General features: G+C 71.3%; 18 protein-coding genes and 2 pseudogenes. 16 read left to right on the forward strand and 4 right to left on the reverse strand.

The window, feature by feature from the left end; genetic code table 11:
* Positions 1 to 2: 2 nt before the first annotated feature.
* Positions 3 to 857, reverse strand: a complete 855-nt coding sequence (locus RM812_RS04010) for a helix-turn-helix domain-containing protein (RefSeq protein WP_311570994.1) — start codon at positions 855 to 857, stop codon at positions 3 to 5.
* Positions 858 to 1,129: 272 nt separating this feature from the next.
* Between RM812_RS04010 and RM812_RS04015 the strand changes: the two genes are divergently transcribed.
* The 6 genes and pseudogenes from RM812_RS04015 to RM812_RS04040 all read left to right on the forward strand — a co-directional run.
* On the forward strand, positions 1,130 to 1,687 hold the full coding sequence (locus RM812_RS04015; protein ID WP_311570995.1) for an ATP-binding protein: 558 nt from the start codon (positions 1,130 to 1,132) through the stop codon (positions 1,685 to 1,687).
* 146 nt (positions 1,688 to 1,833) lie between these two features.
* Positions 1,834 to 2,400, forward strand: coding sequence for a Uma2 family endonuclease (locus RM812_RS04020; RefSeq protein WP_311570996.1), 567 nt, complete (start codon positions 1,834 to 1,836; stop codon positions 2,398 to 2,400).
* Between the two features lie 155 nt (positions 2,401 to 2,555).
* A complete protein-coding gene (locus RM812_RS04025; RefSeq protein ID WP_311570997.1) occupies positions 2,556 to 6,221 on the forward strand; it encodes a type I restriction endonuclease subunit R in 3,666 nt (1,221 codons plus the stop codon).
* A gap of 72 nt (positions 6,222 to 6,293) precedes the next feature.
* A complete protein-coding gene (locus RM812_RS04030; protein WP_311570998.1) occupies positions 6,294 to 7,046 on the forward strand; it encodes a M48 family metallopeptidase in 753 nt (250 codons plus the stop codon).
* Positions 7,047 to 7,061: 15 nt separating this feature from the next.
* Positions 7,062 to 7,222, forward strand: a pseudogene (locus RM812_RS04035) (helix-turn-helix domain-containing protein); the annotation flags it as partial.
* Positions 7,203 to 7,333: pseudogene (locus RM812_RS04040) on the forward strand (aminomethyltransferase beta-barrel domain-containing protein); the annotation flags it as partial. The pseudogenes RM812_RS04035 and RM812_RS04040, both read left to right, overlap by 20 nt.
* A gap of 55 nt (positions 7,334 to 7,388) precedes the next feature.
* Here RM812_RS04040 and RM812_RS04045 read toward each other — a convergent pair.
* Complete coding sequence (locus RM812_RS04045) at positions 7,389 to 8,168, reverse strand: alpha/beta fold hydrolase (protein WP_311570999.1); 780 nt, start codon at positions 8,166 to 8,168, stop codon at positions 7,389 to 7,391.
* A 37-nt stretch (positions 8,169 to 8,205) separates the two neighbouring features.
* Complete coding sequence (locus RM812_RS04050; RefSeq protein ID WP_311571000.1) at positions 8,206 to 8,538, reverse strand: DUF427 domain-containing protein; 333 nt, start codon at positions 8,536 to 8,538, stop codon at positions 8,206 to 8,208.
* A 96-nt stretch (positions 8,539 to 8,634) separates the two neighbouring features.
* Here RM812_RS04050 and RM812_RS04055 point away from each other — a divergent pair, with 96 nt between their 5' ends.
* From RM812_RS04055 to RM812_RS04075, 5 genes are all read left to right on the forward strand, one after another.
* Positions 8,635 to 9,174 (forward strand): LOG family protein, encoded by a 540-nt coding sequence (locus tag RM812_RS04055; protein WP_311571001.1) that lies wholly within the window; start codon positions 8,635 to 8,637, stop codon positions 9,172 to 9,174.
* Between the two features lie 18 nt (positions 9,175 to 9,192).
* A complete protein-coding gene (locus tag RM812_RS04060; protein ID WP_311571002.1) occupies positions 9,193 to 9,891 on the forward strand; it encodes an SDR family oxidoreductase in 699 nt (232 codons plus the stop codon).
* Between the two features lie 158 nt (positions 9,892 to 10,049).
* The gene (locus tag RM812_RS04065; protein WP_311571003.1) at positions 10,050 to 11,051 is read left to right on the forward strand and encodes a methionine synthase; all 1,002 of its coding nucleotides are present in this window, start codon (positions 10,050 to 10,052) and stop codon (positions 11,049 to 11,051) included.
* Between the two features lie 15 nt (positions 11,052 to 11,066).
* Positions 11,067 to 13,262, forward strand: coding sequence for an NAD-dependent DNA ligase LigA (ligA, locus tag RM812_RS04070; RefSeq protein WP_311571004.1), 2,196 nt, complete (start codon positions 11,067 to 11,069; stop codon positions 13,260 to 13,262).
* Between the two features lie 258 nt (positions 13,263 to 13,520).
* Positions 13,521 to 15,743, forward strand: coding sequence for a putative bifunctional diguanylate cyclase/phosphodiesterase (locus tag RM812_RS04075; RefSeq protein ID WP_311571005.1), 2,223 nt, complete (start codon positions 13,521 to 13,523; stop codon positions 15,741 to 15,743).
* Between the two features lie 374 nt (positions 15,744 to 16,117).
* On the opposite strand, the gene RM812_RS04080 is transcribed toward RM812_RS04075, so the two are convergent.
* Positions 16,118 to 16,708, reverse strand: coding sequence for a TetR/AcrR family transcriptional regulator (locus RM812_RS04080; RefSeq protein ID WP_311571006.1), 591 nt, complete (start codon positions 16,706 to 16,708; stop codon positions 16,118 to 16,120).
* Positions 16,709 to 16,793: 85 nt separating this feature from the next.
* Between RM812_RS04080 and RM812_RS04085 the strand changes: the two genes are divergently transcribed.
* From RM812_RS04085 to RM812_RS04105, 5 genes are all read left to right on the forward strand, one after another.
* Entirely contained in the window at positions 16,794 to 17,165 is a 372-nt protein-coding gene (locus RM812_RS04085) for a DUF4267 domain-containing protein (protein WP_311571007.1), read from the forward strand.
* 38 nt (positions 17,166 to 17,203) lie between these two features.
* On the forward strand, positions 17,204 to 17,722 hold the full coding sequence (locus RM812_RS04090) for a cupin domain-containing protein (RefSeq protein WP_311571008.1): 519 nt from the start codon (positions 17,204 to 17,206) through the stop codon (positions 17,720 to 17,722).
* An 81-nt stretch (positions 17,723 to 17,803) separates the two neighbouring features.
* Positions 17,804 to 18,100, forward strand: coding sequence for an Asp-tRNA(Asn)/Glu-tRNA(Gln) amidotransferase subunit GatC (gene gatC, locus RM812_RS04095; protein ID WP_003973500.1), 297 nt, complete (start codon positions 17,804 to 17,806; stop codon positions 18,098 to 18,100).
* A 5-nt stretch (positions 18,101 to 18,105) separates the two neighbouring features.
* Positions 18,106 to 19,599 carry an Asp-tRNA(Asn)/Glu-tRNA(Gln) amidotransferase subunit GatA gene (gene gatA / locus RM812_RS04100; protein WP_311571009.1) on the forward strand — a complete coding sequence of 498 codons (1,494 nt, stop codon included), beginning with the start codon at positions 18,106 to 18,108 and terminating at the stop codon, positions 19,597 to 19,599.
* Positions 19,596 to 19,835: a hypothetical protein gene (locus RM812_RS04105; RefSeq protein WP_030402391.1), complete on the forward strand. Its 240-nt coding sequence runs from the start codon at positions 19,596 to 19,598 to the stop codon at positions 19,833 to 19,835. The genes gatA and RM812_RS04105 overlap by 4 nt, the downstream gene beginning before the upstream one ends.
* The last annotated feature ends 4 nt before the right edge of the window (positions 19,836 to 19,839 follow it).

Below are 19,839 nucleotides of genomic sequence, written 5' to 3' on the forward strand. Positions count from 1 at the left end.
CCTTACAGCTCTCTTGCGATCTTGCGGACGAAGTCCCTGGACTTGGGGGGAGTCAACGCCACCTTCTCCGCCATGTCCAGCCGGGTTCGGAAGTTGGCCAGTTGGGTTGGCGAGTCGATGAACACGGGCTCTGCGGGGGAGTCCATGTGCACCGTGTCCAGATGGGGATTGGGCGCTTCGGCGTACAGCACGGAGGAGTCCCCGAGCAGGGGGAAGCCGCCTGCTTCGAAGGGAACCACGCGCAGCGTGACATTGGGGCGTTCGCTGGCCTCCAACAAGTGCTGGAGCTGGGCTTTGGCCACATGGCTACCGCCGAGTTGCATGCGCAGGGCCGCTTCGTGGATGACACCCGAGTAGGAGATAGGGGAGTCACCGGTCACCACGGTTTGGCGCGCCAGGCGGTGTGCCACGCGCAGCTCGATCTCCAGGCGGGCGAGTGGAGGGAAGAACAACTCGAAGATGGCACGTGCGTGTTCTTCGGTATGGAACAGGCCGGGCAGGTGCGCGATCTGCACCGTTCGCAAGCCGACGGCGTAATCCTCCAGCGCGGACACGTCCAGGAAGCCAGGCGGGATCTTGCCTCGGTACTCCTCCCACCAGCCGGTCTTACGACCGCCGGTCAGGTTTGCCAAGGCGTTGACGAGGTCGGTGTCGTCGCACTCGTAGATGCTGGCGAGGCGGCGCAGGCGTTCTTCGCTGATGCCGAAGCGGCCGGCCTCGACGTTCGAGATGACCGTGCGGTCCGTGCCGAGCAGTCCGGCGGCTGTTGGCGCGGACATACCTGCCGCCTCGCGGAGCCGTCGCAGCTCGGTGCCGAACCTGCGTTGAAGGATGGTCGGGGTCTGCCGGGGTGACATGAGGCCTCTCCTAGTGCTCGCGCACAGTGTGCCGAGTCGATTACTCACGGTCTACCAGAATCCAAATGTTAACTCTTCTGTGTAACCACATAGCAACGTTATGTGGTCTCGCAGTACCTTGTTAATCGCACCGCCCCGGCACTCGCCGCCCCGCGGAAGCGCACCGGCCCCCTGCTCTCCGGAAGGCAGGGTCCCGGCACTGCCACCGCCGTCCGGCAGTTCGCAGACAGGCGCACCAAAGAACCCGTTCCGCACCACGGAGGTAGACCCTCGTGAGCAGCAACGAACAGAGCACTGAACCGAGCAACAAACCGGCCCACCCCGTCAGTTACGGCGTCGATTACGACGTCAGCTACGGCGACCACCCCGCCCCTATCCCGTTCACCGCCCCCTGGGTGTACGAGATCCACTTCCCCTGCGACCCACGCGGCCCCCGGATCGTCCGGGGCACCCTCCGTGCCGTACTCCACGCGCACGGGATCGGTGAGATCGCGGAACGAGCCGAGCTGTTGACCTGCGAACTCGCCACCAACTCCGTGCGGCACACCAAGGGCCCGGTCATCGTCCGGATGCAGTGGCTGTGCCCCGTGCTGCGGGTGAGCGTGTGGGACGCGAGTCCGGATCTGCCTCCGTTCGCGCCGGGCGCGGCGATGCCCGATCCCGCCGCTCCCTGTGGTCGTGGGCTGCCGATCGTCGAGAGTCTCGCCGACCGGTGGGGCGGCTGCGGGTCCGTCGACGGGCCGAATGGCGGGCCGGGTGGCAGGACCATCTGGTTCGAGCTTGCCCTTGGCGGTGATTTCCGGTCGCCGTCCCCGGCACTCGCGGCCTGATCCGCGCACCCGGTGCCGTACCTCCCGCGGTCGACGCCGGCAGTGTTCATCACCCGTATGGGGAACACCGCTGGCATCCCGGTTCAGGACTCACAGCGCCCGTGGTACACCGATCACGCCGTTCCGCGAGAGAAGGCGACGACGCCATGAGCACCCACCCGCAGCCCGACGACAGGTACGCGGACATCGATCACGAGCGGGCCCTGAAGCACGCCATCAGGTACATGGCCGGCAGCCGCGTACAGATCATCGAAGGGATCATCCAACCCGTGCCGCCGACTTGGGACCACGAACGCGCCACACGGGTCATTCGCCGGCAGATCGAGGACCGCGTCGACGAACTCGGCTGCGTCGAGGGTTCCGGGGACATCGACCTCCCCGGCTCGCCCAACTGGTACGTCCCGGACATCGCCGTCGTCCCCGAGGAACTCGCGCAGGACGACAACATCGTTGTCACCCCGGACCTGACGCTTCTGGCGGTCGAGGTCACCTCGAAGTCCAACGGCGACACGGACCGCGTCACCAAGCGCAAGCGCTACGCCGAGTACGGCGCTCCGCTGTACCTACAGGTCGACCGGCAGAACCGCGAAGTCACCCTCTTCTCCGAGCCGGGCGGACTCGGCTACACCAAGGCCGACGGCCCTCACCCCTTCGGTACCCCGGTCACCCTGCCCGAGCCCTTCGGGATCGTCCTGGACACCACGCGCCTCTGAGTAAGGAGCAGGTGATTTCCGGCCACCCTCACCCGTGCTCGCCGCCTGATCCGCGCGCATCCCGCGCCACGCTCTCCGGCCGCCGATAGAGTTTCGATCACCCGTCCTGTACCGGAGGGCGGGGAGCGAGGCCGGTGGCCAGGGAGGGCAGGCGCGTGGCGGAGCAGCCGGAGTACGTCAGGACCGAGCGGCCGCTGATCGAGCAGCTGACGGTGATGGGCTGGACCCATCTCCGGGGCGGACCGAGCGCCGGGCCCGCCACCGCGCCGGGCGCCTCGGACCGTACGAGCTTCGAGACCGTCGTGTACGCGGACCGGTTCAAGGCCGCCGTGGCCAGGATCAACCCGAGGCCGTCGGACGGGAAACCCTGGCTGAGCGACGCGCAGCTCGACCACCTCCTCGCCCTGGTCCAGGGCACCGCGCCGGGCCAGGGCCCGAAGGAGCGCGGTGTCGCCGGGAACCTGGAGGTGACCGACCTCCTGCGCAAGGGCCGCAACGCCCGCACCCTGCCGGGCTGGACGAAGGGCGACCCCGAACACGTACGACTCGTCGACTGGGACGGTGAGTTCGGGGAGCAGCCGGACACTCCCGGCGGCGGAAACGACCTGCTCCTCGTCTCTCAGTTCCGGGTCGAGCGGAAGGGCGCCGCTCCCGTCACGCCCGACCTCGTGCTGTTCGTGAACGGGCTGCCCTGGGTGGTGATCGAGTGCAAGGCGCCCGTGGTGTCCGGCCCTCAGGGAGACGTTCGGGCCGCCCTGGACGACGCCGTCGACCAGGTCCTTCGGTACGCGGGTGTCAACTCCCCGGCCGCCGTTCCCGAGTTCGTCCGTTTCGCGCAGGTCCTTGTCGCCACCGACCGCGACCACGCCGAGACCGGCACGGTCACCGCCGAACCCCGGCACTTCGCCCCCTGGCGCACGGTCGCGCCCGTGAGCGAGGACCGCGTACGCGAGGAGGTGCGCAAGCCCGCGTCGGCGGCCCTCACCGACCAGGAGATCCTCGTCGCAGGGATGCTGCGCCCTGCCCATCTCCTCGACCTGGTCCGGGACTTCACCACTCGGCTCGGCAGCGGTCACCGTACGGTCAAACTGGTCGGCCGCCACCAGCAGTTCAAGGCGGTGAAGGCACTCACGCGGAAGCTGGAGGAGCGGGACCGGAAGGCGGCGGCCGGACTGGCCGTCAGCCACCGGGGCGGTGTCGTCTGGCACACCCAGGGCTCCGGCAAGAGCCTGACCATGGCGTTCCTGGTTCGGCACCTGCGTAGTCGTCCCGCTCTGAAGTCGCACAAGGTGGTCGTGGTCACCGACCGCCTCGACCTGGAGAAGCAGATCCGGGCGAGCCTCGCCGCCACCGAGGAGAAGGTGCACCGCGCGCCGGGCGTCAAGCGGGCCAGGAAGTACCTGGAGGTGGACGTCGGGGACGTCGTCCTCGTCACCCTGCAGAAGGCGCAGCGCGACGACACCGCGTACGACGGCCGGGAGGAGTCACTGCCCGACACAGTCCCGGACGATGACGATGACGATGACGAGGACGGTGGCGGGGACGAGGGATACGTACAGAACCGGGTCGCCAATCCCCACCACCACGTCGTCGTCCTCGTCGACGAGGCCCACCGGGGCCAGGACAAGTGGCAGCACGCCCGCTGGCGGGCCATGCTGCCGCGCGCCGCGTTCGTCGGCTTCACCGGCACCCCGGTGATCAGCAGCAACCGCAAACGCAGCGAGGAGATCTTCGGCCCGTACGCCGACACCTACACCCTGCGCGACGCCGAACTCGACCGGTCCGTCGTGCCCGTCCGCTACGAGGCGTACGCCGTACCGCTCGATGTCATCGAACAGGCCGCCCTCGACGCCCGGTTCGACGAGAAGGTGCCGTCCGATCCAAAGCTGCGGGCCAAGGTGCTGCGCAAGTTCGGCCGCCGCAAGGAGATTCTGGAAGCCCCATCGGTGATCGAGGCCAAGGCCGAGCACATGCTCGACCACTGGGCCCGCACCGCGTTGCCCGACCGCTTCGGGGCGCAGATCGCCACCGTCTCCCGGCTCGCCGCCGTCCGCTACCACACCGCGCTGCTCGCCGCCCGCGACCGGCTGGTCGCCCGCCTGGACGCGCTCGACCCGGCCCTGACCGCCGACCCCATGGCCGTGCGCTACGCCTCCGACGAGGAGCGGGCGCTCCTCATGCTCCTGCCGGACCGCGAGGTACTGAGAACGCTCGAAGCGGCCGTCGTCATCTCCCCGGCGGGCCAGGGCGGCAGCGATCCGGAGGAGTGGCGGCCGTGGATCACCAAGAGCCACCAGGACGCGCACATCGAACGCTTCAAGAACGGGCTGCCTCCGCGCGACATCACGGCCGACCCGGCATGGAACGTCAGGACGCACGGGCTCCAGCCGTCCGGCGTCGGCACCCCGGCGAGCGGTGGCCAGGTGTGGAACGTCGATCTCGACCTGCCCGCGGACAGCGGACCACCCGCGCCGCCGGACACGGAGGGCGGCGCGTCACCGGAGACCATGGCCTTCCTGGTGGTCCAGTCGATGCTGCTCACCGGCTTCGACGCACCCGTCGAGCAGGTCCTCTACCTGGACTGCAAGTTGTCCGGCGCGGGACTGCTGCAGGCTGTGGCCCGCACCAACCGGCCCTACCCGGCCAAGAAGTGGGGCCAGGTCGTCGACTACGTCGGCATCGGTCCCGAACTGGCCCGCTCACTCGCCTCCTACGACCAGGAGCACCTGCGGCACGTCCTCGGCTACCGGAACGTATCCGTGGACCACCTCCGGCCGGACTACGAGGGACCGCAGCCCGACGGCCGAGGGCCGGACCGGGACGGACTGCTGCTGCGGTCCGACGCCGCCGCCAAGGCCCTCCTGGAAGACCTCGGGGCGAAGGTCACCCGTTTCCTGGCCGGGCAGAACGTCACCGACCCCGGCGACGAGTCCCAGTGGGAGGACTTCCTTGGTGAACGCCTGGACGATCCCTTGCTGCGGGGTGAGTTCGACGAACGCGTCCGTGATTTCCTGACGGCGCTCAACGCGGTCCTGCCGGACCCGGAAGCTCTGAAGTACCGCGAGCTGGCGGGCCAGTTGGGCACACTGCAGTACATGGCCAGACGCCGTTACCTCGACGGCCGCGAACAGTTCAGCCCGCGCCGCTACGGGGCCAAGGTGCGCCGGCTCATCTCGCAGCACATCGAGACCACCGGGATCCGGCAGCGGATCCCACCCGTCGAACTCACCGACCCGGAGTTCATGGAACGGGTCGACGCGAATGCCGACCCCCGGGCGCGGTGCTCGTACATGACGGGCTCGCTGAAGCTGCGCATCACCGCGAAGATCGGCGGCGACCGGGCGGGCTACCAGCGGTTCAGTCTCCGGCTCGAAGAGATCATCGCGCGGATGCGGGACGACTTCGAGCAGGCCGCGGCCGACCTGGCGCGTCTGGTCGGGGACGTGGCCGTGGCGGAGCGGGAGCCGGAGAACGACGACGGCCTCGACTCCCGGACCGAGCGGCTGGTCCTCGGACTGCTCCAGCAGCACGCCGAAGGCGCCGTGCGGGAACCGTGGCCGCCGGGCACCGATCTGATCCGGGCGGCCCGCGGCCTCACCATGGAGATGTCGGTGCTCGTCCGGCGGCCGCAGATACACACGCAGATCGCCGCCCGCAACCGCATGCGCAACGAACTGTATGAGCACCTGGAAACCTGGCTCGCCATGGACTGGGACGACATCGGCGACCTCGCGAGCCATCTGACGGAGCTGGCTGTGGAGAGGCACGAGTACTTCCTCGGATACCGGCCGCGCGACGAGGCGGACGGCGGGGACACCTGACCCGGTGACCGCAGGTGACCGCCGATGGCTGCCAGGCAGGGTGATGTCGTTGCCGGATGGTAGGAAGAGCAGGTGAGCACCGTCGTCGAACAGGCCATCGCCGATCTCCCCGTGCCCAGGGCGTGGCGGTGGGATGTCGTCGTGCGGCCCCGGCGCCGCACCCTCGGCATCGAGATCGCCGAGGACGGCCGCTTGCTCTTCGCGATCCCCGCAGACGCGGATCCCGAAAAGATCGCCGACGCGGTGCGAAGCCGCATGCCGCGTCTCGCTGCCGAGGTCCGCCGCCGTCAGGACCTGCGGGCGGCCGAACCGGTCAAGGACCTGATCGGCGGCGAAGGCTTCGCCTACCTGGGCCGCCGATACCGGCTCAAGCTCACTCCCGACGACGCCGGCAGTCACGTACGGCTGCGACAGGGATGGCTGGAGCTGCCCCGATCGCGGTCGGCCGCCGCCGATGCCGGGCCCCTTGTCGAGTGGTACAGCAGCCGCGGGGAGCGCTGGCTCGCTGCCCGGCTGCCGCCGCTGGCCTCACTGGCCGGAGTGCGTGATCCGGCCGGCATCGAGGTGCGGGACCTCGGCCGTCGCTGGGGTGCCTGTTCCCCTGAGGGCGCGATCACCGTGCACTGGGCGGTGATACAGCTGCCGGTCGCCCTGGTGGACCTCGTCCTGATCCATGAGCTCTGCCACCTCAAGCACCCCGGCCACGGAGCGGCTTTCCGAGGGGCCGTCCGGCTCGCGCTGCCCGACGCCGACCTGCGCGAACGGCAGTTCGCGCAGGAGGAGCCCCGACTGTGGCGGGGAGCTGTCTCCTCGCCAAGGCACTAGCTAGGCGGCAGGCGGCTGCTCATCGAGCGTGTCCGCACCGGCCGCCCCGTCGCGCACGTCGCGGCCGAGATGGGCATCTCCCGCGTCACGGCCCACAAGTGGGTCCGCCGCTGGAGGTCCGAAGGCGAGCAAGGCTGCACGACCGCTCCAGCCGTCCTGGAGGTGACCTTCACCGAGCCGGTCCGCGGCGTCGCCCCGGCCAGGCGATCGTGCTGTACGACGGCACCCGCGTGGTGGGCTCGGCGACGATCGCGTCCACCACGCGCGCGACGGCCGGAGCGGCCTGAGCCGGCCGCCCGGACACACGGGAGTGACCTCGACGGCGCCCCCGACGGCGCCGGTTCAGACCGCGAGGAACTCCACCAGCACCGGCGCCAGTACGCCCGGCTCCACCATGTGGGTCTGCCGGTCCACGGAGCCGTAGGTGCCGTCCGGGGCCGCCTGCGCGATCGCACGGGCGACCTCGTGCCACCACGCGTCGCTCGCGCCGCCCGCGAGGACCAGCAGGGGAGCGCTGATCGAGGCGATCGCGGACGTGGGCACCCGGCTGTCGCCCAGCACGGCGTCGTCGTACGCCAGACTCGGCGCCAGCGACTCCATCCCGGCCCACATGGGGGACTGCCGGGCACCACGGATCATCTCCTCGCCCAGCCCCGTGTGCCGCAGGAACAGCTCCACCGCGTCCCCGCGCCGGCCCTGCCCCAGCGCCTCGGCCAGCCGCTCGGTGTACTCGGCCGCGGCCCGCGCGGCGGCGTCGTCCACGGCGTACGGCACCTCGTACACGGCGACCCGGCGTACCGGCACCCCGCTCGCCGCCGCCCGGAGCACCAGCGCGCCGCCCGAGGACATGCCGTACAGCGACGCGTCGCCGCCCACCGCCTCGATCAGCGCCGCCAGGTCCTCGATCTCGCGTTCCACCGCGTAGGGCGCCGTTTCGCCGCTCTCGCCGCGCCCCCGGCGGTCGTACACGGTGACGTCGAAACGGCCCGACAGCTCGGCGGCGAGCGGGGCCGTCGTGGCACCGGTCGACATGGCGCCGCTGACGAGCACGACCGCCGGTCCCCGCCCGGAGCGTGCGTAGGCGATGCGGGTGCCGTCACGCGAAACAGTCGTCTTCTCCATGCCTGAGCAGACTGCCTCACCGCACGTGAATCACCGCTCAGGACACCTCGACTTCGTAGAAACAGAAGTGGTCCTTGATCTCCGCGACCTCCGGCTTCGGGTCCGGGTACGCCCAGACCAGGTCCGCCGCGTCCGGCAGCGACCAGTAGGACGCGTCGCCCTTGAAGGGGCAGTGGGTGGTCGTGTCGGACGGCGTCAGCAGGTCGAGGCGCACGTCCTCGGCCGGGATGTAGTACCGGTCGGGACAGCCCGTCTCGTGCAGCACCAACGCCCCGTCGCTCTCCGCCAGCACCTGCTCGCCGTGCACCACGCGCACGTGCCGGTCGCTCGGCTCGACGGTGATGACGTGTCCCTTGAGTCCCTTGGTCACGGTCGTCCTCCTGGTGGCAGTGGTCTGCGTCACGTCCCTACAGCGTTCCCGGAGGCCGGGTTCTTCCCCTCCGGGCCCGGCCGTACGGTGGAGGCCATGAACATCTGCGTCTTCCTCTCCGCCGCCGACCTCGACGAGCGCTACACGCGTCCCGCGAAGGAGTTCGCCACGCTGCTCGGCAAGGGCGGGCACACGCTCGTCTGGGGCGGCTCGGACACTGGGCTGATGAAGGTGGTCGCCGACGGCGTGCACGAGGCGGGAGGGCGGCTTCTCGGGGTCTCGGTGGACTTCCTGGCGGCCAAGGCGCGCGAGGGTGCCGACGAGATGGTGATCGCGCGTGACCTCGCCGAGCGCAAACGGCTGCTGCTGGAGAAGGCCGACGCCGTGGTGATCATGGTGGGAGGCACCGGCACGCTGGACGAGGCGACGGAGATCCTGGAGCTGAAGAAGCACGGGCACACCGACAAGCCGGTCGTCCTGCTCAACACGGCGGGCTTCTACGACGGCCTCAGGGAGCAGTTCCGCCGCATGGAGGACGAGGGATTCCTGCCCCGCCCCCTCACCGAGCTGGTGTTCTTCGCCGAGGAGCCGGTCGGGGCACTGGCCTATCTGGAGGAGAGCCGGGGCACCGAGTGAGCCTGCGGTGATGCGAGCATGGCGGGCATGGCTACACATGTGATCACCGGAGCGGGCTCCGGCATCGGCGCGGCCGTGACCCGCCTCCTGCACGAGCGCGGCGACGAGGTCGTGCTGCACGCGCGCGACGCGGGCCGCGCGAAGGAACTGGCGGCCGCGTTCCCCGGCGCCAGGACGCTGGTCGGCGACCTGGCGGACCCGGACAAGCTCTCCTGGGCCTTCTCGCACCAGACGCTGCCCGACCGCGTGGACTCGCTGCTGCACATCGCCGGTGTGGTCGACCTCGGCCCGGTCGGCGACCTCACCCCGAAGACCTGGCGCAACCAGCTCAACGTCAACCTGGTCGCCCCCGCCGAGCTGACCCGGCTCTTCCTGCCCCAGTTGCGCGTCGCCCAGGGCCACGTGGTCTTCGTCAACTCCGGCGCCGGCCTCAGCGCCCACGCCGACTGGTCCGCGTACGCGGCCTCCAAGCACGGCCTGAAGGCCCTCGCCGACTCCCTGCGCCAGGAGGAGCACGCGAACGGCGTCCGCGTCACCTCCGTCTACCCCGGCCGCACCGCCAGCCCCATGCAGGCCAAGGTCCACCAGCAGGAGGGCAAGGAGTACGACCCCGCGCGGTGGATCGACCCCGAGTCGGTGGCCACGACGATCCTGATGGCCCTGGATCTGCCGCGGGACGCGGAGGTCAACGACCTGACGGTGCGCCCGGGCAGGTGACGGGCGGCTGAGCTTCCGGGCCGTCCGGCGTCCGAGGGCGAGCCGTCCAGGCCGAAAGCGGAGGCCCGGGGCGGCGCACCCTCGGAGACGGGACGGGACGGGAAGGGGCGGCCGGGGGCGGGAACCCGTCCCGGCCGCCCCTGCGTACGCTTCCCCTTGTGAACGACAACCTCCACCTCGGCCCCGCCACCGGCGTCGGCTCCCTGCCGGGGGACGACGCGCGCGAGGCCGTCAAGACCGCCACCGGCACCTTCGAGGACTTCCCCTTCCTGCCCGAGCTGCCCGCCCGCGGGCCCGGCGCCGACATGATCGGTCGCACCGCCGGGATGCTCGTCGAGCTGTACGCGCGCGTGGAGCCCAGCGGCTGGCGGCTCGGCGACCGGCCGGGCCGGGACACCAAAAGGGCGCGGGCCTGGCTGGGGGAGGACCTCGACGCACTGGAGGAGTTCACCCAGGGCTACGAGGGGCCGCTGAAGGTCCAGGCCGTCGGCCCCTGGACGCTGGCCGCCGCCCTGGAGCTCAGGAACGGCGAGGCGGTCCTCTCCGACGCCGGCGCCTGCCGCGACCTCGCCGCCTCGCTCACCGAGGGGCTGCGCCTGCACCTGGCGGAGGTCCGGCGCCGGGTGCCCGGCGCGCGGCCCGTGCTCCAGCTGGACGAGCCGTCCCTCACCGCCGTCCTGCGCGGCCAGGTGCGCAGCGCCAGCGGCTACCGCACCCACCGGGCCGTCGACCGCCAGGTCGTCGAGGCCGCCCTCCGCGACGTCGCCGGGGTGCACGGCGACGGCCCCGTCGTGGTGCACTCGTGCGCCCCGGACGTGCCGTTCGCCCTGCTGCGCCGGGCGGGTGTCGCGGGCGTCTCCTTCGACTTCTCGCTCCTCACCGAGCGTGATGACGACGCGATCGGTGAGGCGGTGGAGGGCGGCACCCGGCTGTTCGCCGGCGTCGTGCCCGGCACGGACGGCCCGTTGTCAGACCCTGCCGGTAGCGTCATGGGTGTCAGGACGCTGTGGCGCAGGCTGGGGCTGCATCCGGGGCTTCTCGCGGAGGCGGTCACCGTCACCCCGTCGTGCGGACTCGCGGGCGCCTCCCCGGAGTACGCCCGCCGGGCGCTCGCCCACTGCGTCCGGGCGGCGAGATCCCTCGCGGACAACCCAGAGTAACGGGAGGACCACACGGTGGCCGGCGACAAGCAAGCGGAGACGACGAGTGTGCCCGCCGAGGCGCGCGAGAAGCACGTGCAGCTCGCTGAGCAGATCGAGGAGCACCGCTTCCGGTACTACGTGAAGGACGCCCCCGTCGTCAGCGACGCGGAGTTCGACCGGCTGCTGCGTTCCCTCGAGCAGTTGGAGGAGGAGTATCCGGCGCTGCGCACCCCGGATTCCCCGACCCAGAAGGTCGCCGGCTCCTACGAGACCGAGTTCACGGCCGTCGAGCACCGCTCGCGCATGCTCTCCCTGGACAACACCTTCAACGACGACGAACTCGCCGCGTGGACCGAGCGCATCGCCAAGGAGCTGGGCGAGCAGAAGTACCACTTCCTGTGCGAGCTGAAGGTCGACGGACTCGCCGTCAACCTCACCTACGAGCGCGGCCGCCTCACCCGCGCGGCCACCCGCGGCGACGGCCGCACCGGCGAGGACATCACGCCCAACGTCCGCACCATCGCCGAGATCCCGGAGCGCCTCGAGGGGGACGAGGTCCCCGACCTCGTGGAGATCCGCGGCGAGGTCTACTTCCCGATGGAGAAGTTCCAGGAGCTCAACGCCCGGTTGAACGCGGCCGGTGACAAGCCCTTCGCCAACCCGCGTAACGCGGCGGCCGGTTCGCTGCGCCAGAAGGACCCGCGCGTCACGGCCGGCCGCCCGCTGCACATGGTGGTCCACGGCATCGGCGTCCTGGAGGGCTTCTCGGGCATGACCCGTCTCTCCCAGGCCTACGACCTGCTGAAGAGCTGGGGCCTGCCCACCTCCCCGCACAACAGGGTGGTCGACGGCCTCGACGGCGTACGCGAGTTCATCGCGTACTACGGCGAGAACCGCCACTCGGTGGCGCACGAGATCGACGGTGTCGTCGTCAAGCTCGACGAGATCCGCCTCCAGGGACGGCTCGGCTCCACCGCACGGGCGCCCCGCTGGGCCATCGCCTACAAGTACGCGCCGGAGGAGGTCAACACCAAGCTCGTCGACATCAAGGTGGGCGTCGGCCGCACCGGCCGCGTCACGCCCTACGCGCAGGTCGAGCCGGTCACGGTGGCCGGCAGCGAGGTGGAGTTCGCCACGCTGCACAACCAGGAGGTCGTCAAGGCCAAGGGCGTGCTCATCGGCGACACCGTGGTGCTGCGCAAGGCCGGTGACGTGATCCCCGAGATCCGCGGACCGGTCGCCGACCTCAGGGACGGCAGCGAGCGGGAGTTCGTGATGCCGGCCGAGTGCCCCGAGTGCGGGACGCCGCTGCGGGCCATGAAGGAGGGCGACATCGACCTGCGTTGCCCCAACGCCCGTACCTGCCCCGCGCAGTTGAGGGAGCGCGTCGCCTACCTCGCCGGCCGGGAGTGCCTGGACATCGAGCACTTCGGCGGCGTCGTGGCGGCCGCGCTCACCGGGCCGCTGGAGCCGGCCGACCCGCCGCTGGTGGACGAGGGCGACCTCTTCGACCTCACCGTCGAGAAGCTGCTGCCCATCAAGGCGTACGTCCTCGACCCGGACAGCGGGCTGCCCAAGCGCGACCCCAAGACCGGCGAGGAGAAGATCGCCACGGTCTTCGCCAACAAGGAGGGCGCGCCGAAGAAGAACACCCTCGCGCTGCTGAAGCACATCGAGGAGGCCAAGACCCGCCCGCTCGCCCGCTTCCTCAACGGTCTCTCCATCCGGCACGTCGGACCCGTCGCCGCGCAGGCCCTGGCCCGCGAGTTCCGCTCGCTCGACCGCATCGAGCAGGCCACCGAGAAGGAGTTGGCGAACACCGACGGCGTCGGCCCGATCATCGCCACCGCCCTCAAGGAGTGGTTCGCCGAGGAGTGGCACCGCGAGATCGTCCGCAAGTGGAAGGCGGCCGGGGTTCCGCTGGAGGACCGGTCGACGGGGGAGGACGAGGGCCCGCGCCCGCTCGAAGGACTCACCGTCGTCGTCACCGGCACCCTGGAGAACTTCACCCGGGACGCGGCCAAGGACGCCCTGCAGAGCAAGGGCGCGAAGGTGACCGGATCGGTGTCCAAGAAGACCTCGTTCGTCGTGGTCGGTGACAACCCCGGGTCGAAGTACGACAAGGCGATGCAACTCAAGGTGCCGGTGCTCAACGAGGACGGTTTCACCGTTCTGCTCGAGCAGGGGGCCGAGGCGGCGGCCGACGTAGCGCTTTCGGCCGAGGAATAGCGGTTGAAGGCCACCCGATCGGCGCATACCAGATGCATACGGGAGCCCGGGTCGCATTCGGGCAACCGTCGACGACAGCTGCCCGTGGAAGCCTTCCGCGGCCTAGTGTTGAGGTGTGCGCCTGCCGTGCCCAGCTGCGGTTGGGGGCATCTCCCTGCCCCGAGGGACAGGGGGAAGAGTTCTCCAACGCGGAGTCATCGAGGGTGGTCGAGGCGGGCCGCGTGGCGTGGGCACCGCCGGCTGGTGAGAGGGACGGAAATGGAACCGACCGAGAGCGCCGCCGCGGGCTCACGGCCGCGCGTGCGTCGTCTGGTGGCGACGTGGCACGTGAGCCGGCGGCCCGGGCAGCGCGGTGGTGGCGTGCCGCGTTCCGCGGTGAAAGCCCGCGGCTCGGCGCCGCGGGCCGTCGGCCACGCCTCCGGACTTCCCGGCACCGACGGCGAACGGCACCCGTCCTGGCCCGCGTTGCCCTCGGCGATCGTCGCGGCCGCCGGCTTCGTGCTGGGCGCCGGTTTCTACCGGGCGTTCACCGACGGCCAGGCCCTCTTCCCGTCCGGCACCACCGGCTGGGCCCTGGCCGTGCTGACCGGCATCGTCGTCGGCCACCTGGTCATGCTCGGCCGCTCCCGCTGGTGGGGCGGCACCGGCTCGGGCGCCGCCCTCACCCTGGCCGTCCTGCTGCTGTACGGCTGGATTCCGGCCGGCATGGTCAGCCTCACCGTCGTCGTCCTGGTCGGCGTGGCCCGCCGGGGCCGCTGGCGGCAGGGAGTCCTGCACGGCGCGGTGGACATCCTCGGCATAGCCGCGGGCGCCCTGCTGCTGGGCGTCTGCGGCTCCGTGCCGTCCGTGGAGGACCCCTGGGACCCGAACACCTGGGGGATGGACGCGGCACCCAAGGTGGTGCTCGTGGCCGTCGCCTACCTCGCCGTCACCCGCGCCCTGCTGTGGTACCTGCAGACGCCGCGCGCCGGCCTGCCCACGGTCGCCCGCACCGCCCTGGTCAGACAGGGCCTGCTCGCCGTCGCGCTGCTCGGCATCGCGCCGCTGGTGTGCGTGGTCGCCGTCGCCAAGCCGCTGCTGCTGCCGCTGTTCGCCATACCGCTGATCGCCCTCGACTCCACGCTGTGGATCGCCCGCGCCCGGGCGGAGGAGCAGCTGCGCGACCCGCTCACCGGACTGCCCAACCGCCAGTGGCTGCTGGAGCGGACCTGGACCGCGCTGGACGACGCCGAGCGCAGCGGCGCCCGAGCCGCTCTGATGATCATCGACCTCGACCGCTTCCGGTCGGTCAACGACACCCTCGGGCACCTGGCCGGCGACCGGCTGCTGCTGCAGACCGCCGACCGGCTGCGGCTGGCCCTGCCGCGCGGGGCGGAGGCCGCCCGCCTCGGTGGCGACGAGTTCGCCGTCTTACTTCCCGTCGCCGACTCCACCACGTCGGCGACCCGGGTCGCCCGGGGCCTCGTCACCGCGCTCAGCTCCCCGCTGGACCTGGACGGACTCACCCTCGTCCTGGAGGCCAGCGCCGGGGTCGCCGTCTTCCCCGACCACGCGCTGGACGCCGAAGGCCTGCTGCGCCGGGCGGACGTGGCGATGTACCAGGCGAAGCGGGACCGTACGGGCGTGGAGGTCTACGAGTCCAAGCGGGACTCCAACACCCCGGACCGGCTCGGGCTGCTGGGCGATCTGCGCCGGGCCCTGGACGCCCACGAGGTCCAGTTGCACTACCAGCCCAAGGTCCGCTTCGACGGACAGGTCGCGGGCCTGGAGGCCCTGGTGCGGTGGGTGCACCCCGAGCGCGGCAAGGTGCCGCCGGACGAGTTCATAGCGATCGCCGAGTCCTCGGGGCTGATGCCCCACCTGACGGAGTACGTGCTGGAGACGGCGCTCGGCCAGGTCGCCCGGTGGCGCTCCCAGGGGCTCTTCGTGCCGGTCGCGGTCAACGTCTCCCCGCGTGACGTGCACACCCCCGGCTTCGCGGGCGCGGTGGCCGCCCGGCTGGCCCGGCACGGCGTCCCGGCGGGAGCACTCCAACTGGAGATCACCGAGCACGTCCTCCTGGAGGACCCGCAGCGCGCCGCCGACACCCTCAACGCGCTGACCGGGCACGGCGTGAAGATGTCCCTGGACGACTTCGGCACCGGCTACTCGTCCCTTGTCCACCTGCGCAAGCTCCCGGTCAGCGAGCTCAAGATCGACCGGTCGTTCGTGGCCCGGCTGGCCGTCGACACGGAGGACGCCGCGATCGTGCGCTGCACCGTCGACCTCGCGCACTCCCTCGGCCTGCTCGTCGTCGCCGAGGGAGTGGAGGACGACGAGACCTGGGAGCGCCTGCGCGACCTGGGCTGCGACGCCGTACAGGGCTGGCTCGTCGCGGCCGCGATGCCGCCGGAGGAGACCACCGCCTGGCTGCTCGCCCGCGGCTCCCGGGGCTGGGTGCGGGCCGCCGCCGCGCTGCCCGCGGCGGCGACCGACGAGTGACCCGGCCACCGTGCGACACGGCCGACGGGTGCGCCTTCCCCCAGAAGGCGCCCACCGACGGCTGACCACCGGGCACGGCGCGGCGGTGCTCCCGGCCCCTTCCGTCCCGGCGCGGTGGCTCCCGGGCTGGTTCCGTCACGGTGCGGTGGTGTTCCCGGCCCCTTCCGTCCCGGCGCGGTGGCTCCCGGGCTGGTTCCGTCACGGTGTGGTGGTGTTCCCGGCCCCTTCCGTCCCGGCGCGGTGGCTCCCGGGCTGGTTCCGTCACGGTGTGGTGGTGTTCCCGGCCCCTTCCGCCCCGGCGCGGTGGCTCCCGGGCCGTTCCGTCACGGCGACTCATACCGTCCCGGCGCGGCGGTGCTCCCGGCTCGTTCCGTTCAGCCCGCGGTGTCCCGCGGGGCGAAGTGGTCGATGAGCAGGGCGAGCCGGCGGTCGTGGGCCTCCTCCGGCAGCCGGCCGCTGCGCATCAGGGTCACCAGGCCGTGCAGGGCCGCCCAGTACGTCTCCGTGAGCAGCCGCGGCTCCTCGCCCTCGGCCGCGAAGGGCTCGACGGCCCTCAGCAGCTCACCGAACGCCTCCTGGAGGGCCGTCGGAGCCTCGGGCGTGGCGAACGGCAGGTCCACCCGGAGCGTGAACATCGCGTCGTAGAGCGCGGGCCGCCGTCGCGCGAAGGCCGTGTACGCCTCCCCGACCGCTGCCAGCGTCTCCCGCGCACCCTCGACCGCCTCGGACGCCGCCCGCAGTTCCGCGGTGAACTCCTCGCAGCCCCGCACCGCGACCGCCGCCATGATCGCGTCCTTGCCCTTGAAGTGGCTGTACAGGACCGGCTGGCTGTACTCGATCTCGGCGGCCAGCCGGCGGGTGGTGACCGCATCCCAGCCCTCCGCCTCGGCCAGTTCCCGCGCGGCCGTCACGATCAGCCGCTCGCGTTCCGCTCGTTCGCGCTCCCGGCGCGTCTGGATCGTCATGGCCGCGATTCTAGCAGTGCTAGCCATTCTGTCGCCGCTCTGCTAGCGTCACTCTCGTCCCTAGCGCTGCTAGCGAGGAGAAGTCGTGACCGTCACCGCGTACACCCTGGCCATCGTGCTCAACCTGTTCTGCGTGTTCCTCGGATACCGCTTCCTGTTCCAGCCCGCCTCCGCCGCCACCGGCTACGGTGTCCCCGCCGACCCCGGCGGCGACGCCGGCGCCTATCTGACGATCAAGGGCCTGAGGGACGGCACGTTCGGCCTCGTCGGTCTGGCGCTGCTGGCCTTCGCGGGTGCGGGCGCCGAGGCCTGGTTCATGCTGTGCGTGGCCCTCGTGCCGCTCGGCGACACGCTCATAGTGCTGCGCCACGGGGGTACGAAGGCCGTGGCCTTCGGCATCCACTTCGCCACCGCGGTCGTTGTCCTGATCAGCGCCGCCCTGCTCTTCGCGGTCTGAGCACGTCCGTACCGTCACCGTCACCAGGAGGTTCGAAGATGTCGCTGTTCATCCCGAAGTTCGACGAGACCGTGGTCGTCCGCGAGGCCGAGGCCGAAGTCGTCGGCCGTGCGCCCACCACCGTGCGCCTGCTGGCCGACAGCAGCGCGACCGGCGGAGCCCTGTCCACCCAGCGCGTCACCCTCACGGCGGGCGCCGACGGCGCCAAGCCGCACTGGCACGACAACTCCGCCGAGATGTTCTTCCTGCTCGACGGCGCCGCCGACATCCTCTCGGGCGACGAGGTCCTGACCGCGGGCCCCGGCGACCTCGTCGTCGTCCCGCCCGGCAAGCCGCACGCCTTCGCCGCCGTGCCCGGAGCCGACGCCGACCTGCTCATCGTCCTCACGCCGGGTGTCGAGCGCTTCGAGTACTTCCGCCACCTGCGGCGTGTCGCCCTCGGCGAGGTCACCCCGGAGACCCTGCTGGAGGTCCAGGACCTCTACGACAACCACTTCCTGAGCAGCGCCGCCTGGGACGCGCGGCGCCGGGGAGCGGCTCCGGGGGAAACCGTTTAACGGCCACGGTGCCCGGCCCCATAGGATTGGGCCACAACCGATCGGCCCGAACCACACACACTCACCCCAGAGGAACGCTGCATGCCTGGCATCACGCGCGAGGAGGTCGCCCACCTCGCCCGGCTGGCGCGTCTGGAGCTGAAGCCCGAAGAGCTCGAGCACTTCGCGGGACAGCTGGACGACATCATCGGCGCGGTCGCCCGCGTCAGCGAGGTCGCCGACCAAGACGTACCGCCGACCTCGCACCCGCTCCCGCTGACGAACGTCATGCGGCCGGACGAGGTCCGTCCGTCGCTCACGCCCGAGCAGGCGCTCTCCGGCGCCCCGGCCCAGGAGCAGCAGCGTTTCAAGGTGCCGCAGATCCTGGGGGAGGAGTAACCGCCATGAGCGACATCATCAAGCTCACCGCGGCCGAGATCGCCGCGAAGATCGCCTCCGGCGAGCTGACCGCGGTCGAGGTCACCGAGGCCCACCTGGCCCGCATCGAGGCCGTCGACGAGAAGGTGCACGCCTTCCTGCACGTCGACCGCGAGGGCGCCCTGGCCCAGGCCCGCGCCGTCGACGAGAAGCGCGAGCGCGGCGAGAAGCTCGGCCCGCTGGCCGGCGTCCCGCTCGCGCTCAAGGACATCTTCACCACCGAGGGCGTCCCCACCACCGTCGGCTCGAAGATCCTCGAGGGCTGGATCCCGCCGTACGACGCGACCGTCACCAAGCGCCTGAAGGCCGCCGACGTCGTCATCCTCGGCAAGACCAACATGGACGAGTTCGCCATGGGGTCCTCCACCGAGAACAGCGCCTACGGCCCGACCGGCAACCCCTGGGACCTCACCAAGATCCCCGGCGGCTCCGGCGGCGGCTCCTCCGCCGCGCTCGCCGCCTTCCAGGCCCCGCTGGCCATCGGCACCGACACCGGCGGCTCCATCCGGCAGCCCGCGGCCGTCACCGGCACGGTCGGCGTCAAGCCGACGTACGGCGGCGTCTCCCGCTACGGCATGGTGGCCTTCTCCTCCTCCCTCGACCAGGGCGGCCCCTGCGCCCGCACGGTCCTGGACGCGGCCCTGCTGCACGAGGTCATCGCCGGGCACGACCCGATGGACTCCACCTCCATCGACGCCCCGGTCCCCGCGGTCGTCGAGGCCGCCCGCAACGGCTCGGTGTCCGGCATGCGCGTCGGCGTCGTCAAGCAGTTCCGCGGCGAGGGCTACCAGGCCGGCGTCATCCAGCGCTTCGACGAGTCCGTCGAGCTGCTGAAGGAGCTGGGCGCCGAGGTCGTCGAGCTGGACTGCCCCTCCTTCGACCTCGCGCTCTCCGCGTACTACCTGATCGCCCCCTCCGAGTGCTCCTCCAACCTCGCCCGCTTCGACGGCCTGCGCTACGGCCTGAGGACCGGCGACGACGGCACGCACTCCGCCGAGGAGGTCACCTCCCTGACCCGCGAGGCCGGCTTCGGCCCCGAGGTCAAGCGCCGCATCATGCTCGGTACGTACGCCCTGAGCTCCGGCTACTACGACGCGTACTACGGCAGCGCCCAGAAGGTCCGCACCCTCATCAAGCAGGAGTTCGAGCGGGCCTTCGAGCAGGTCGACGTGATCGTCTCCCCGACGACCCCGACCACCGCCTTCGCGATCGGCGAGCGCGCCGACGACCCGATGGCGATGTACCTGGCCGACCTGTGCACCATCCCCACCAACCTGGCGGGCAACGCGGCCATGTCGCTGCCCTGCGGCCTCGCCCCCGAGGACAACCTGCCGGTGGGCCTGCAGATCATCGCCCCCGCGATGAAGGACGACCGGCTCTACAAGGTCGGCGCCGCCGTCGAGGCCGCGTTCGTGGAAAAGTGGGGCCACCCGCTGATCGAGGAGGCACCGTCGCTGTGAGCGCACTGTCCAAGGCCAAGGGCTTCAAGAAGTCCAAGTCCGGCCTGTACGTCTCGATGGCCACCTCGGCGTTCGGCGCCGTCGGTGTCTACAAGCAGATCAAGAAGGCGCGTGGCGAGAACGACACGCTGCGGCTGCTCGACGCCGTCGTGACCGGTGCCGCGGTCGTCACCAACCTCGCCATCCTCTACCGCGAGCTGAAGCGCCTCGGCGACGACGACGTCCTGCTGGGCTGAGAGG

Source organism: Streptomyces lancefieldiae (genome assembly GCF_031845825.1).
In the GTDB taxonomy this organism is placed as follows: Bacteria; Actinomycetota; Actinomycetes; order Streptomycetales; family Streptomycetaceae; genus Streptomyces; species Streptomyces lancefieldiae.

What these genes read in the sequence shown, in the direction of transcription:
- RM812_RS04010 (WP_311570994.1), bottom strand. Translation starts at nt 857, where the DNA reads ATGTCACCCCGGCAGACCCCGACCATCCTTCAACGCAGGTTCGGCACC.
- RM812_RS04020 (WP_311570996.1), top strand. Translation starts at nt 1,834, where the DNA reads ATGAGCACCCACCCGCAGCCCGACGACAGGTACGCGGACATCGATCAC.
- RM812_RS04045 (WP_311570999.1), bottom strand. Translation starts at nt 8,168, where the DNA reads ATGGAGAAGACGACTGTTTCGCGTGACGGCACCCGCATCGCCTACGCA.
- RM812_RS04055 (WP_311571001.1), top strand. Translation starts at nt 8,635, where the DNA reads ATGAACATCTGCGTCTTCCTCTCCGCCGCCGACCTCGACGAGCGCTAC.
- RM812_RS04060 (WP_311571002.1), top strand. Translation starts at nt 9,193, where the DNA reads ATGGCGGGCATGGCTACACATGTGATCACCGGAGCGGGCTCCGGCATC.
- RM812_RS04075 (WP_311571005.1), top strand. Translation starts at nt 13,521, where the DNA reads ATGGAACCGACCGAGAGCGCCGCCGCGGGCTCACGGCCGCGCGTGCGT.
- RM812_RS04080 (WP_311571006.1), bottom strand. Translation starts at nt 16,708, where the DNA reads ATGACGATCCAGACGCGCCGGGAGCGCGAACGAGCGGAACGCGAGCGG.
- RM812_RS04090 (WP_311571008.1), top strand. Translation starts at nt 17,204, where the DNA reads ATGTCGCTGTTCATCCCGAAGTTCGACGAGACCGTGGTCGTCCGCGAG.
- gatC (WP_003973500.1), top strand. Translation starts at nt 17,804, where the DNA reads ATGCCTGGCATCACGCGCGAGGAGGTCGCCCACCTCGCCCGGCTGGCG.
- gatA (WP_311571009.1), top strand. Translation starts at nt 18,106, where the DNA reads ATGAGCGACATCATCAAGCTCACCGCGGCCGAGATCGCCGCGAAGATC.